The 15,614-nt window shown below is 60.7% G+C and carries 6 protein-coding genes and 1 pseudogene; 4 read left to right on the top strand and 3 right to left on the bottom strand.

Annotated features, from left to right (window positions below; translation table 11 throughout):
• On the bottom strand, window positions 1-5,159 hold a 5,159-nt coding region (locus RCO24_RS13535; RefSeq protein ID WP_308962801.1), incomplete at its 3' end, for a S8 family serine peptidase.
• A gap of 684 nt (window positions 5,160-5,843) precedes the next feature.
• Between RCO24_RS13535 and RCO24_RS13530 the strand changes: the two genes are divergently transcribed.
• The 3 genes from RCO24_RS13530 to RCO24_RS13520 all read left to right on the top strand — a co-directional run bounded on the left by RCO24_RS13530 (window position 5,844) and on the right by RCO24_RS13520 (window position 10,242).
• Complete coding sequence (locus tag RCO24_RS13530; RefSeq protein WP_308962799.1) at window positions 5,844-6,347, top strand: sigma-70 family RNA polymerase sigma factor; 504 nt, start codon at window positions 5,844-5,846, stop codon at window positions 6,345-6,347.
• Window positions 6,348-6,442: 95 nt separating this feature from the next.
• The gene (locus RCO24_RS13525) at window positions 6,443-7,396 is read left to right on the top strand and encodes a FecR domain-containing protein (RefSeq protein ID WP_308962798.1); all 954 of its coding nucleotides are present in this window, start codon (window positions 6,443-6,445) and stop codon (window positions 7,394-7,396) included.
• Between the two features lie 182 nt (window positions 7,397-7,578).
• Window positions 7,579-10,242, top strand: a complete 2,664-nt coding sequence (locus tag RCO24_RS13520) for a TonB-dependent receptor domain-containing protein (protein WP_308962797.1) — start codon at window positions 7,579-7,581, stop codon at window positions 10,240-10,242.
• A gap of 136 nt (window positions 10,243-10,378) precedes the next feature.
• Here RCO24_RS13520 and RCO24_RS13515 read toward each other — a convergent pair whose 3' ends face one another.
• Window positions 10,379-12,334, bottom strand: a complete 1,956-nt coding sequence (locus RCO24_RS13515) for a hypothetical protein (RefSeq protein ID WP_308962796.1) — start codon at window positions 12,332-12,334, stop codon at window positions 10,379-10,381.
• Between the two features lie 271 nt (window positions 12,335-12,605).
• On the bottom strand, window positions 12,606-13,631 hold the full coding sequence (locus RCO24_RS13510) for a transporter (protein WP_308962794.1): 1,026 nt from the start codon (window positions 13,629-13,631) through the stop codon (window positions 12,606-12,608).
• Between the two features lie 1,025 nt (window positions 13,632-14,656).
• On the opposite strand from RCO24_RS13510, the pseudogene RCO24_RS13505 reads away from it, so the two are divergent.
• A pseudogene (locus RCO24_RS13505) lies at window positions 14,657-15,565 on the top strand (formylglycine-generating enzyme family protein); the annotation flags it as partial.
• Between the last annotated feature and the right edge of the window lie 49 nt (window positions 15,566-15,614).

Genomic DNA, 15,614 nt, shown 5'->3' with positions numbered 1-15,614 from the left:
TTGGTTCCCAACCCGTCGTCGGTCAGCACGATGTCCGCCACCTTGACGCGCGAGGCGGTCGAGGTGTTCTCCGCGATCGACAGGAGCGTGTTCGCAAGCGACACCGTCGGCGCGGTGTTGTCTACGAGCGCAAGGGTGATGTCAGAGAAGCGGGCCCACTCGATGTTGCGGATCGTATCGACGCTTCCGTCGCGGGTGTCGACCACTGAGATCTCGCCGTTCGCTCCTTCGGTGAGGGTGTAGTCAGTCGAGGCGCCAGAGAAGACAACGGTATCTGTCCCTTCTCCGCCGTCCAGAATATCGTTACCCGCGCCTCCGTCGAGCGTATCGTTTCCGGTGCCGCCCGTCAGTTCGTCGTCGCCGGCGCCTCCCGTGAAAGTCACGGACTGAGCGGTCTGCGCGATAGCCTTCACGCCACCAGCCGCGCCGTACCCGCTGACACCAGAGGCGTCCAGTCGAGTGACTTGTCCGATGTCTGTCCCTTCGACGGTAAAGTCCCAGCCGGTTTCACCCGAAAGCGTGACCGACGTTGCCGCATCGAGATCGAGCACCTGGTGGAAGGGCTTGGTCGGCTCCCACACCGGCAACGTGGCATCGGCGGTGTAGACATCCATATCCTTGGCGTCAGTGGCGATGTTCACCGTCGCGGCGTTTCGCACATTTATGGTGCCGGTGTCATAGCCATCCGCTTCGAGGCCGACGAATGAAATCGTCAACTCACCGCCACTCTCCTTGAGATCGAGGCGGACCGTTCCGAAGTCGTTCCCAAACGGCTCGTAGGCAGAATACATCTGGCTGGCACCGTTTACGACCAGGCGATCGGAGCCCATGCTACGGAAGGTGACAGTCGAGCCGTCGAGAATATTCACAACGGAATTTTGGCCCGCACCTGAGTCCGTTCCAGCGATGTCGATGCGCGAAAGATTGTCGAAGTGCGATACATCCGCCGACTGGCCGTCGAGTGACGTGATATCGAGCTGCAGAACTTCGAAGTTCGAGATGTGATCGGAGATGTTGCCAATTACGTTGGCGACACCGAACGTCATACGGATGACGTCCGCCTCGGTTTGCCAGGATTGCACCCCGATACCGCCATCGACTGTGCCACCCTGGAAGGCGCCGGATCCGAGCACGCGGACCTCGTCGACACCCTCACCCAGTCGGATAACACCTCTGAGCCCGAGCCCGGAATTCATGGATGCGTCGTCGCCAGACGTGCCATCATTCGATGCGTTGACGTCGCCGAGATTGCCGAAACGGACGATTTCGTTGCCGGCAGATCCGAAACCGTTCGATGGATCGATCGCGTCGGCCAGGAACTTGTACTCGGCCGATCCGCCTGCAATTGCGAAGAGTGCATCGTCGAGCGCGGTCTCGATCGCCAGCGTACCCTGATTGCCGCCGCGCGTGAGATGTGTCACCTCCTCGAACGCCTCAAAGTAGATGTTGATCGTCGTAGCGTTAGGCACATACCATTTGATGGTCATGTCGCCGATGTCTTTGAAGCGGATGGACGTCGCAGAATCGAAAGCAAGATTGTAATCGTCGGCAGCAGCGCCATTGAGCTGATAGATGCGCGACAGGTCTGTCGAGATCGACACAGACGTCGCCGTGCGATCGATAATCTTTCCGTCGGCACCGAGATCCGCAATGACGAACATGAGTTCGAGGTTGCGCTCGCCTGCAGCAGCGATGAGTTCCGCCGTTCCTTGGTAGGCTTCATAGACAAACTGGAATGTATCGTCCCAGTAACTCTTTCCGGGCGCCTGGAAAAATACAGTTGAGAGCGCGTCGCTGCGAACGGTGACGTCGCCTTCAACGTGCCCCAGGAAGACCGCTTGCAGTCGGTCCAATCCGCCGGTCTCGGCGCCAGTATCGGTGATGTCGACGGTATTGGCATAGTCGACCTGCACGCCCAGCTCGTAACCGCTCACCGTCACTTCGATATCCGACAGCTGCGCGAATGGGCTGCCTCCATCCGAGACGATGAGGGGCCGGTCGAGCGCAATCGTCCCGTCGGCGAATTCGAGATATTCGACGTCCTGCCAGCGGATCGCCGTGAATTCGCGATCATCACCCGTAGCATCGAGGCGCTCGAGCCAGATTTCGTTACTCGTCAGGAAATCCGCAGAGAAGAAGAAAAAGCGGTAATCCTCGATCTTGCCAGATAACACTGCAGTGTCGACGCCGGCGCCGCCCGAAATGATATTGCCAAGGCCGCTCCCGCCATAGAGGCGGTCATCGCCCGCGCCGCCGGTAATGGTATCCGCGCCCGTGCCGCCGTATATGATGTCGTTCCCGTCCCCACCATCCAGAATATCGTCGCCGCTCAAGCCAAAAATCTTGTCGTCGCCATCGCCGCCGAAGATGACGTCGCCGCGCGCGCCAAGATACCGCCAGGAACCGTTGTCCGGTTGCTCGCTTCCGGTGAGGATATCGTTGCCGTCCTCGCCGTAGATCGTATCGCCGTAACGTTCCGGAGAACCGCCGCCAACGACGATGTCGTTGCCGTCACCGGCCATGATGAGGTCGACATCTCCGCCACCATCGATGTAGTCATTGCCGGCTCCGGCAACGATAGTATCGATTCCGTCCATACCGAAGATCTGGTCGTCGCCATCCTTAGTGCGGATATCGTCGTTGGCGTCGGTGCCGAATATCGTCGTATCCCCGCCGAGCACCTGGTCGACATCCGTATATTCCACCACTGGAGGCGTTGAAGCTTCGCGATCTTCCACTGTTACGATAGGCGCTTGCGTTTGATCGACGACCACGAAGTCGTCGAACGAAAGATCGGCGACGCCGTTCAACGTCGCGAATTGGATTGCGGCATTTGCACCGCTTCCGTCGGCGTCGAAGTAGAGCGCACCGGTGGCTAAGTCATAGAGAATGCGATCGAGTGCGCTGAGCGGCCCGGAGCCGAACACGAAGAACGCATCGAAGTCGAGCTCACCGAACGCAAGCCCGGTGAAGATCGATGCATCGAGCCAGATCGTGTCGTCGATGTGCGAAAAATCGGTGATGGTGTCGACGTTCGTCAGGGCATTGAGGGCGCGATCGAACAGGAAAATGTCCGCTCCGGTGCCGCCCGTAAGAGTGTCGTTTCCGGTGCCGCCTGAAAGGAGGTCGTTGCCCGCTCCGCCATTGAGCGTATCGTTGCCGCGCATGCCGTAGAGCTTGTTGGCGAGATCGTTACCGGAGATCTGATCGTTGCCATCTCCCGATACTGCGTTCTCGATGTTGGCGGAACCGCCGAGTGTCAGGAACGCGGCGCCGTTGGAGGTCGATGTCGTGCCATTGACCAGTTTGACGACGAGGTTCCCCGTCATCGCGGCCATGTTCAGCCAGTCATTTCCGCCGCCATCTGTTAGACTCTGCCGCGAGCCATCACGAGCGAGCGTCACGAACACCTCGTCGGTGTAATGATAGACGTCGTCCTCAAGATTGACCTGACCTCCGTCGCGGCCATGAAGCGTGATCTTCGCCGTGTCGACGAACCCTTCGTCGCCGATCCACGCGTCGACGATCTTCAACGTCCACGTGCCGATGCCGTTCTCGCCACGAAAGCCTTGGGCGTTGAAATCTGAGAACCACCCAGCCGACGCGTCCTCGACCGCCTGATCGCGTGAAAAGTCGGCGAGCGTCATCTCGGTACCGTCCGGCGAGACGAGCACGATCTTGAGATCTGACAGATAGGTGTCGACGATGACAGGGTCGATGAAAGCGAAGCCACTCAGGGTAAACGAGACATCGACCGTATGTGATGAGTGTCTGAGACTGAGCGATATCCCGACGTTCTCGACATCGAACTCCGTACCGTCAAAGGTAAACTTGATCTCCGTGTTCTTTTGATCCTGGATGGCGATATCTGTCGCCGTGCTGGAGTACGAGGTTTCATTGGTGCTGGCTTGCGGCGCGTTAAATAGGCTCCAGACCTCGGCCATGCGCACGGCACTGAAAGCATCCACCGATCCGAAGCCGTAGTCCTCGGAATAATGAAGCCCGCCGCCATTCCAGTTGCGGGCGCCGTTGTAACGCCAATCGTGATCTTCGTCCGCGCGCCGCTCGCCACCGACTCCGCTGCCGACCTCGTGGGCCGAATAGGCGAGAATGTTCTGCACGTCGCGCCAGCCGAGGTTCTCGTTGGCATCTAGCATGAGAGCAATGACACCCGTGACGATTGGGGTCGCTGCCGACGTGCCGCCGAAGTCGTTCGTATAGTTGCCTTCGACCGGCACGCCCTGATCGTTGATCATGTCGTAACCATTCAGCGTGCCGACGATATCAGTCGTGACGACGCCGCGATTGTTTTCCGCGCCACTCGAAGGCGCGGACACGAGCAGATTGACGCCAAAGCTCGAATAGTATGCCGCATCTCCGTCGTCGTCGTATGCGCCGACGATGATCGTTGCGCGTGACGCGTTAGCGCCGTCGCCGCTCGCGTTCATATTGTGGTTGCCGGCTGCCTTGACCTGTATGGTGCCAAGGCCGCCACGACCCAAATCGAGCGCTTCTAGCCATTCGTCAATCAGCGCGCCATCATCGTCAAGAACGCCGCCCGTCTGCCAGAAGCCCGGGTAGCGGCCCCAGCTGTGATTGATGACGTCGAAATTTTCGGACTGGTCGACGGCCTGCAAAAAGCCTGCGAAATTTATATTCATATCGGCAGGGCCCTGGGAGAGCACTGCGACGCCGGTGATGGACGCGCCCCAGGCAACGCCGGTTGTCCCGAAACCGTTGTTGCTAGCAGCAATTAGCCCCGCAACGGATGTGCCGTGCGGGTGGCCTAAGTTGGCGTCATCGTCCGCATTGAGAATCTCGCCATCGATGATGATCTGTAGCGTGGTGTCGTAGTTTCCTTCGAGGTCGGGATGCGAAGCTTGAAGACCGTCATCGTAAATGCCGACGTGAACGCCCGAACCGTTGAATTCCTCCCAGATTTTTGCGATGTCGCCGATGAAATCAAAATGCCATTGGTCGCTGAAATACTCGCCATCCGGAACTGGCGTGTACGGCGGCGCCTGAGGCTCTGGGTTCGGCATCGTGCCAGCGTCCGGAGAGATTGATTGCAGCGTCGTCGTTTGATCGGGGAGATTGAGGGATTTTTCCCGCTCGCCATCGTTCAGCGCCGAGGCGCTGCTGGTCACGGTCGACGCCATGCAAATTCCTCCCCAGGAACATCTCGCTATGTGGGCAGGCAGCCTCCCTACAACGAAGGGGACCTACCTAGGGCGGCATTTTTTCCGCCTCCAATAGGATTTCTAGGGAGTGAAGATCTTTCCGCGCAATGAGGGTTTTTTCCCGATCTGGAGGGATCGCAGGGAGCAATTCCCGTCTTGGTCCGGCATTAATACACTTTGTCACCGAAGCTGCCGCCAGATCACCTAGGGTATCTCACGTCTGCTCGATATACGTGGCCGCGTCATCGCGAATAAGCCCGCCTCATCACACTATTCACGAAACTTGTTGCCGAAGCAGGCGTCAGCGATTGGTACACCTTACGTCGTGACGATGGGGCCGAGACATCTGCTCTGGATTGAAGAGCACGCGGACGCCGGATCAAAGCGCTTCGCGCTCGACGTTGCGGTCTAGCAACACAAATGCCGGAATGTGCCTGACGCCTTGCGTTCTGGGCTGCAGTTGGATCGGGCGAGGCAAGCCACTGAAATTAAACGGTAAGTATATTTTAAAAGTATAGTATATTGCGACGTCGGGACGGGCTCCCTGGATTCGATCTAAATTATTGCAGTTGCGGTATAATTTTGGCGGACATAGGTAGATTGGAGTTTCAATCTCCCTGCCATCGCGGGTCAGCGACAGGGATAAAAAAGTGGCCGTGAGCGTTGTCGTGGGATCTTCAAAAGCTGTTCGAGGCGCATGCAGGTGAAATCATGCGCTTTTTGCAGCGGCGCGGCTCATCCGCGGATCTCGCTGCCGACCTGACGCAAGATGCCTTCGTGCGGCTGATGACATCCTCGCCGTCGGGTCCGATCGAGAACTCCTCGGCTTATCTCTTCCGCGTGGCGCGCAACCTCGCGATCAACCATGATCGCCGCCAGCGCATCTTGTCTTTCGCGAGTGATCCCGAGGCCGCGCTGCTCGATCTGGCCGATGACGCGCCCTCGCCAGAGCGCGTGCTGATGTCGCGCCAGGAATTGGCGTTGGTGAAGTCGGTGCTCGACGAATTGCCGCCGCTGCAGCGCCAAGTGTTCATTCTCTCACGCATTGAAGGGCGCACCTTTGCAGATATCGGCCAGACCCTTGGCCTGTCGCCACAGACTGCGTTCGGGCACATGACCCGCATTCTGGTGCGCCTGAAGCTGCGCCTCGACGAGGCGCGCTCCTAAGGGCACAGTCTCAGAAATTATCGGATTTCGATTGTCATCCTCTAGTAGGAGGAGAAATTCCTCATCGCCGGATGGTCGACAGGAAAGCTCAACATATGGCGGATGCGCCCGACGACAATGACGCTGCGCGGCGCGAGCATGTTCGGATCGTGGAACAAGCCGCCGCTTGGTTCGCCAAGCTCAATGACGGCAAACCCAAGCGCCACCACCAGGCCGAGTTCGCCGCCTGGCTCGGCGCCGATCCGCGCCATCTCCCGGCGTATGAAGACATCCAGCGTCTCTGGAACAGTGCGGGTGACCTGCCCGAGCTCAAGCAGCACGAAGCCTCGATCACCGCGCGGAAAATCACGCGCCGTCAACTCGGGATCGGCGCCCTCGCGCTAGCCGGCGGCGTCGGGGCGCTTTATGCGACGAGGCGCCCACACGCCGACTACGAAACCTCAACAGCAGAGCGGCGGACGATCACGCTGCCGGACGGCTCGGTGGCCGACCTCTCAGCTCAGACGCGTATCACGCTCGACTACGAGCCCGCGGCAAGGCGCATCAACTTGCTCGAGGGCGAAGCTTTCTTCACGGTCGCAGCCGCTCCGGGGCGTCCTTTTGTGGTCGAGGCGGGAGCGGCCCGCGCGACGGCACTTGGAACCGCGTTTTCCGTTGCCAACAACGGATCGGCGGTGCGCCTGCTCGTGACCGAGCATACCGTGAGCTTGAGCGCGGGAGCCAGAACTGCGCGCATCGACGCCGGCAATCGCGTTCTCTACGACGGCCGTTCGATCGGGCCTGTCGAGCCGGCGGACAGCGCGGCCGATCTTGCTTGGCGCGATGGAAGACTTGTCTTCACTCACGCTCCCTTCAGCGAAGTGGTTGCGACGATCAATCGTTGGCGTCCCGGCCGTATCGTCGTGGTGGGAGAGGAACTCGCGCGCCGTCCCGTCACGGTGATCGCCGAGATCGAGCGCGTCGACGAGGTGGTGACCCAGCTCGATCAGATTCTTCCTGTCAGATTGCTTTCCCTCACGCCCTGGCTGACGCTCGCGCTCCCTGCATAAAAAATTTTAGGGCCGGCCTCAGAAATCCGATCGGCTGAGTTGTCTTATTCCTCGGGGAGCCAAGACATGCCTTGGCCACGAGTAGGGGTGAGTGCGTAATGATCGAGTGGGCGTACGGTCGGCAGGGACCGAAGAATTTTGTGCGAACTGTGCGGACTCGGCGGGCGCAGCTGCTCGCTACGGTGGCGCTGGCGGCCGTCGCGCCGGCGATGTCTGCATCGGCTCTGGCTCAGACAAGCACGCCGACAAACCAGAGTGCCGCGAACAAACACTACAGCTTCAAGATTCCAAGCCAGCCGCTCGGATCAGCTTTGGCGGCGTTCTCACGTGTGACGGGCCTCAGCGTATTGGCTGGGGGCAGCGTGCCGGGTAGCGTGGTGTCACCGGGAGTCACGGGCTCGCACAGCCCAGAGACAGCTCTTCAGCAGCTTCTCTCCGGAACGGGTCTAACTTACAGCGTCAGCGGCAGTACTGTGCACGTGGCGGGCCCAGGCGCCGGTGCCAACGATGGCGCGGCGACACTTCCCGGCGCGATCGCCCTCGACACGATCGACGTTGGCGGCAGTGCATCCGGCGCCGGCTTTCAGGGCACGCCGGACTGGGTGTACGAGACGCCATCTTCGGCCGGTGTGGTCACGCGGGAGGCCCTCAAGAACGTACCCGCGCGCAATACGCGCGATGCCATCACCACGGCACCGGGCGTGTATGCCGGCGAAGGCAACGGCAGCTTCCCGACCATTTCTCCGAACATCCGCGGTCTTCAGGATTCGGGGCGCATCGTGGTCTCCATTGACGGCGCGCGCCAGAACGCACAGCGCGGGTTTGGTTCCGGGGCGAGCGGTTATCAATCTAACTCCGGCCAAGCTTACGTCGACAGCGCATTTGTGCGCGAGGTCGACATCAGCAAGAACCCGGATGCGAAGGCCGGCAGCGCCGCGTCTCTCGGTGGCGGCGTGAACTTCCGCACGGTCGGCGCTGACGATTTGATCCCGGCAGGCGACACCTGGGGCATGGAAGCAGACATCACGCGCGGCACCAACGAGTACAACTTCCAGGGCTCGGCGCTCATGGCGACGCGCATCGGCGAGGCTTTGTCGCTGACTATGGGCGTGAGCAAGACCGAGCTTGGCGAGTACAAGCCGGGCCAAAATGGCGGCGAGGTTGCGTCTTCGGGCTCGTTCAAGGGACGCGATGCGTGGTCGTCGTTCCTCAAGCTGGAGGGGGCATTCGGAGACGTCAAGACGTCGCTCTCCTGGATGCATCAGGAGAATGAGTTCCAGTATGGGGCCAATGTTTATACGAACGACGAGGACGCGAGCAACGACAGCGTCACCGCGAAGGCGTCCTGGAACCCGGACAACCCGCTGATCGACGTAAATGCTAGCCTCTGGCTCAGCGACACCAACTTGATTGAGTTGCGCGCCGCGCGTACCGGATTTTATCCCGAGACGGAGATCGACAGCGGCTTTCTGAGTTTCGGCGGCGTGCTGGAGAATACGAGTCGCCTGGATACGGCTGTAGGTGCGCTCAAGCTCAATTATGGTGTCGAGGCATTTCGCGACAAGGGGACTGCGTCTGCCTGGAGTCCGCTCATCACGCAGAATCCCACCTGGGAAAGCGCATTCTTGTCCTTTACCCCGGAAGGTGAACGCGACGTGGCGAGCACATTCTTCAATGGCGAGATCAAGCCTGCTAGCTGGGTCACGATCTCCGGCGGTATCCGCTACGACTGGTCCAGGCTGAAAGGATCGCCCACATACTACGAACGTCGGCCTGCTACATTCACGAACGCCAAATGCCTGGGCAGCTACTATGACTATCTCGTCGTATACAACCCCGCAATCTTGAGCAGTGTGCCTCCCCCCTTGATCAACATTTTCAAAACGCGATGCGGTGAGATCTATGCCGGGAAATTCTATAATGCGGGCACTTCTATCGACGAGTTATCAACGCCCCAGCAAGACGTCGGCCACACCCTCGAAATAGACCGCACAGACAGCGCGTGGCTGCCGTCGGCGATGGTGGAGTTCAAGCCCGTTGAATGGTTCCGGCCCTTCGTCAGCTATGGGCACAGCTATCGCCCGCCGGGCGTGCTGGATGCCTTCTTCACCGGCAGCCTGCCCGGCAACGACCTCCCACAAGCGTTCGCACCCAATGTCCAACTCCAGGCAGAGCAGGCTCGCACGTGGGAGATCGGTGCCAACATCATTCGCGACGGTTTGCTGACTGAGACGGACAGCTTCCGCATGAAAGCGGTCGCCTTCCACCGCGAGATCGACGACTTTATCGTGCTCGGGCGGATCGCCACGGCCGAAGCGACGTCGCCAGACAAGACCTACACCAGCTTCGTCAATCTCGACGACGTGACCACCATGCGCGGCGTCGAAATTGAAGCCAACTATGATTTCCGTGTCGCCTGGATCGGTGCAGGCTTGAGCCTGCTCGATACGGAATGGCCGAAGCGAACGGACATCTTCTCCAACGGCGTAGTAACGACAGACGGGCAGGTTATCGCCGTGCCCGGCGCGGTGCCGCCGGAGTACAAGCTGACGCTGGACGGCGGCGTGCGTTTGCTCGACGAACGGTTGGTGCTTGGAGCGCGCTACACCCGCATGGGGCCGACCAACGTAAATACGGTCGATCTGAATGTCGGCGGCGATCTGGTGATTTCCGAAAACTCAAAGGCCTACAGCCTGATCGATCTCTACGGATCGTTTGCTTTCAGCGAGCACACGGCGTTGCGCTTCGCGGTCAACAACCTGATGGACATCAACTATGTGCCTGCCACGGCCGCTTACAACGCGCCGGGGCGAACGATGAGCGTCGGATTCCAGATCAAATATTGAAGTTGGGAGCGTCGCGTAGGAAGGCTTACAGACGGCGCATATGTGCACGGGGGCTTGCAAATGGCGCCGTCGTAATGTCCGCGCGGACAGCGAACAGAACCGCGACAATGTTTGTTCTTGGTGGGACAATCATGGTCTAGGGGCGTGGCGGGCGGCGCCGCTCGCGGAACCAAACGCGATAGTCGCCGTCCATTTTAGCGCGCTGGGCGGCGGATGCGCGCCGCTTGCAAGTTGCGCTCTCGTCGGTGCTGGCCGGAGCGCCCCAGCGAAGCTCGACGCAATCGTTGACGTTGTAGGCCATCTCCAAAGTTTCGGTGCGGTCGGTGACGTCCTTGAGGGTCAGCGTCCATGCGGAGCCGTCGGTGCGTGTGTAGGAGAACTTGCGCGCGGCGAGCTCGCTGGCGAGCACGCCTTCGAGCTGGGCTTTCACGTCGGCGACGCTCTTGTCCTTAGGCATCGCATAGCGCTCGGAGCGCCGGGCGACGCGATCCGGGAAACCGCGGACGACGTCGATGGCGATGAGGAGGCGCAGATCGCGCGAGGGGGTTGCGAAATCCTCCCAGGCGCCTGTTGTCTCGAAGATCGACGCGCCATCCGGGATCGCAACCTCGGCGCCGCTGCCAACCTGATATTTGCGTCCGTTCTCGACCGAGTTGACGCGGGTGTTGACCTGCTCCTCGAGTGAGGTGATCGCCTCTTTGATCGCGCGTTCGGGATCGAGCGGCGCCGGCGACATCACCTCGTCCATCCGGTCGTAGAACTCCTCCATGCCGAGCTTCGATTGATCGAGCGAGAAATCGCCGTACTCGGGATGCCGCGCGATCTCGGCGTTGGCGAGGCGCCGCAGGCTGCCCTTTTCACGCAAGACAGGCCGGAAGCGCTTGAAGCCAGGACTGCCGAGTGCCGGGTCCTGCGCGAACAGGAAATTGCCGCGCCAGAAGCGTTTGCGCGCCACGGTGCCGTCCGGCTGCCCGTCGACGGCGAGGAAGACGCCAGCGCCGGCTTCGGTCTGGGCTATGCGCCGGGTCAGGACGAGCAGGTGCCCGTAGGGATCGGCGTAGACCGTGCCGGGGCGGAGGGCGTCCTGCGTGAGCGGCACGGGATAGTAATCCGTGTCGTCGTCATCGGCCGCTGTGCGTCCGTTGCCGGAATGGACGGCGTTGGCGACGGTGGTGCGCAGGTAGTAGCCGAAGCCCGGTACGAGGCCTTGCGGCTTAGGCGGAAGTTTGAGCGCGGAGGGCGGGGCGGCCGGTGCATCGAAGATCCCGAACAGTCCACCGCCGGAGGCGACTTCCTGCGGAGGCGGCGCGGGCGGTGGCTCCTCCTTCTGGATATTCCACCATTGGGTGCACTTGGGCGCCTTGCCGCCGCTGCCACGGGTGCACTTCGTGTATCCGAACGGCAGACCCATCTTGAATGAGAAGTAGGCGCGGAGGAAATAGGGGAGGTCAGCGCAATCGGGGCGGATGATCAGCCCCTTCTCGTCCTCGCGCAGGCCGAGATAGTTGAACAGGAGATTGCGCGAGCGATCGCGGAGAACGTCATGCAGGGCGGGCCATGACAGCGCCTGCTCGACCGGCGCGTCGAACAGTTTCTCGATCCATGCGGAGTAGAGGTTCTCCGTCGTGCGGTTCCAGGCCAGGCGGATCGGCCACACGCTTCCGGCTGCCTGGCGCGGCGCGGCGGCTTGCGTGCGGCGCACTTCGATCTCGCGGGTGATCGCGCGGCATTCCGTGGGAGCCTGTTCGCGGGTGAGGGTTGCTTTCCATTTTCCGGCGGCGGGCTGCGCGACCTCGACGATCCAAGAATAGGGTGGGCCACCGAGTTGTTCGGTCGATTTGGCGGCGACGGTTCCGTCCGGTGCGATCAGCGACAGCTCACCCTTGTGCGCCTTGTCGGTTGCGACCAGCACGCGCAATGGCGCGCCTTTCCATGGCGCAAGGGGAGCGGACAGAACGGCGAGATCGGCCGCCAGCTCGCAGCCGTCGGAGGGATCTTTGGCTTGCGCGGTATCGATGGAGACGAAAGCGCTCCCCGCGGCCAGAAGAAGGAGGGCCGTGATAGCGGCAGCGGCTTGGCGCGCGTGAAGCAATCGAGCCCCCGATGGCCTTTGTTGGTCGGCGGAGCATAGCCCGGAAACGTCGGGCCAAAAGATGGCAAAATTCGTTTTAGGCAGCTCGCGGTGCAACAAAAGTGCGGCAGGCCGCGGATCGGCGCCGAGGCCTGCAAGGGGTGCGGCCAGATTTCCCGTCAGGGCGACGGTGGCTCTCGGTCACCAAGCAGGAGCCGGAGAGGATTATTAGGAGCGGCCGCGCGACTTTTGCGGGGCGACTGCGCTTCGGGCCAATTGGGCTGAAGGGTGATCAATGACCGATCGACAGGGGTATCGAGATGTTGAGCAGGCCCATGTCGCCCTCGGCGCGGTTTTTGACATCGAACTCGTGCATCCATTCGAGCTGGGTCGTGACCGGGATTTTTCCGCACTCGAAGGTGTAGGTCATGACCGGACCGATGGCGGTCACACGACCTTCGAAGTCGCCGAGCCTCGCGCCTGAGCCGCTGTCGCCGGTGACTTGCTGATAGTGGTAGCCGGAAATGCCGATCGTGAACGTCTTCGAGAGGTGCTGGATCAGCGCCCATTCGACGTGGAACTCGGTTCCCGTCCGATAGTCTGTCGCCGGGTTCTCCCAGTTGAACGTGAAGCCTGCGGCTACGGAGATCTCGTGGCCCTTGGCGGGATCGAGCCAGGTTACGGCGGCAGTGGTATCGAGACCCCAGTGATTGAATGAAAGATTGGTGATGCTGTCGGTGTCCCATTGGCCGATCGGCACGTTGAGGAGGGCACCGACCGTCCAATGCCAATTCCCCTGGTGCCAGCCGAGGAGCGCGTTGAGGAGCGGATCGCCGAACTTGGTCGAGGCGTCGTCGAAATCGAAGCTGCGGTTTGCGTCGATGACGGTGCCGTTCGGCAGCGTGATTTGCGCAAACGTGTCGAGGCCGATCTCGACCTTCTTGCGGCCGACGGGGACCATGACGCCGAAGCCGACGTTGCCTCCAAGGACTTTCTCAGGCGCGATCCACAGCGCGATCGGCGCATTGATGTAGGCCTGCGCGTCGATGCTGACGTCGGCCTGGATGTCGAGCAGTGCGCCGGTTTGGCGAAGCGCGATGCCGACGGCGGCCTGTCCGCCGGCGCTGCCGGAATAGTAGTAGTTGACGTCGGTGACATAGGTGCCCGGCGGGGGCACGTAGCCCGCCATCGCGGTTTTTGCGCCGAGAAGATAAATGCCAGCAGCGTTTTCTGCAGCAAAAGCCGTTTGTGAGCCCGAAGCGCCGGCGCACGCGGCGATCAATGTGAGAGCCAGACTCGATCTCAGCGATTTCAGCATGGAGATTTCTCCCGATCGATGGACTGGTTTCGGTTCGTCCTGAAACGGAACGTTGATTAGGGAGAGGGCCGGTGTGGGCTCATTTTTCGCGAGCTTGCGCGTGTGTATGGCGCGTGACGGCGCGTGCGGCGCAGCAAGGATGTTCGGTGTCGAGAGAAATTCCGGCGAATTCTGCATCGGCGCCCCGTTTTGACCGGCGAACGCGTTGTGTTGCAACTCTTATCAATGCCTAAAGAGCAACGATCGCTCGTCGCCAAAAATTCGCACCGAGAGAGCATACAAGATTCTTTCGCTCTATTTGTTGCAGTGCGGGCACATCCATTGAGATTAATGAATTGAGTTCTGCGCGATTAAATCCGTTTCTGACTTTCGGCGTATGCGCACAAATTTTTGTTGACTTAATATACTTACAGCCTCAGCTTCACATGGATTAGACGGGGCCGCAGCTACGCAAACCAGCGAATTGGAGCTGGCAAATGTGTGCTGTTCAAATTTCTTCCATTCCCGAGCGGGTCGGTGCCCGCGTGGAATGCGTGCCCATGAGTTGCGAGGTGTCTCCGCAGCTCACTCTTCCATCCCGCTCATCGTTTTTCCGCGAAAGACGCGCATTTCAACGCCCTATCGGCGTATCGAAACCAATTCCTCGCAGTGAGCCCGAAACCGTTGCCCTGACGAGCACAGGCGAGCCCGCGCGCGTGCACGCCCTCAAGACGATGGCGGTTTCCATCTGTCTTGCAGCGGTGGGGCCGATCGCAGTGCTTGGGTTGGCTTTTCTCTACATGATGGGATGAGAGAAACGCTGCATGAGCGGAACGACGTATAAATGGGATTTTAAGTTCAAGTTTGTCGTTCGCTTTCGCTCTGCGGGGGCAATTGCCATTCTGAGTTCTGACTAATCAATCGGTCGTTGTTTTTTTGAACGTCATTTTTCTTGCTGGTCCATGGAGAGTGAAATGGCAAGAGATTCGATCGATGCTGCCGTTTCGTGGGGCATTGCTACAAAGCGAAACGACGTTTTTAACGATATGAGGTTTCTTCCCGGCGGTACGTTCGCCATGGGGTCCGACAAGCACTATCCGGAGGAGGCGCCGGTTCACCGGGTGACGGTCGACGCGTTCTGGATCGATGCGGCGCCTGTGACGAACGCGGAGTTTCGCCGCTTCGTGGACGAGACCGGGTACGTCACCTTCGCTGAGATCGCGCCGAAAGCCGAAGATTATCCCGGCGCACTGCCTCACATGCTCAAGCCCGGATCGCTGGTGTTCAACCCGCCCGACGGCGCCGTGAACCTCAAGGACTGGGGGCAGTGGTGGGAGTTTCGCTTCGGTGCCAACTGGCGTCATCCCAATGGCCGTGGGAGCTGGATCAAGGGGCTCGATGACCACCCTGTCGTGCACGTGGCCTACAAGGATGCCGAAGCCTACGCGGCGTGGGCGGGAAAATCGCTGCCGACCGAAGCCGAATGGGAGTTTGCGGCGCGCGGCGGACTTGACGGCGCCGAGTTTGCCTGGGGCGACGAGCTCATGCCAGGCGGCCAACCGATGGCGAACACCTGGCAAGGCGAGTTCCCGCATGAAAACCTGAAGCTCGACGGCTATCTGCGCACGTCTCCCGTCCGGGCGTTTCCACCGAATGGCTACGGTATCTTCGACATGATCGGAAACGTATGGGAGTGGACGTCCGACTGGTATGTGCCCAAGCATCCGGCGGACGCGGCCAAGGCGTGTTGCATTCCAGAGAACCCGCGCGGGCCGCGCGAGGAGCAGAGCTACGATCCCTGCCAGCCGCAGATCCGTATTCCCCGCAAGGTGCTCAAGGGAGGCTCGCACCTGTGCGCGCCCAACTATTGCCGCCGCTACCGGCCAGCTGCGCGCCATCCCGAGCCCGTCGATACATCGACCAACCACGTCGGCTTCCGTTGCGTGCTGCGCAAGCATGAGACGGTTCGGCCGAACCGGTACGACGTCACTGACGCCGATCTGC

Source organism: Hyphomicrobium sp. LHD-15, from assembly GCF_031157355.1.
GTDB lineage: Bacteria > Pseudomonadota > Alphaproteobacteria > Rhizobiales > Hyphomicrobiaceae > Hyphomicrobium_C.
This window is presented reverse-complemented; position numbering and strand designations above follow the sequence as displayed.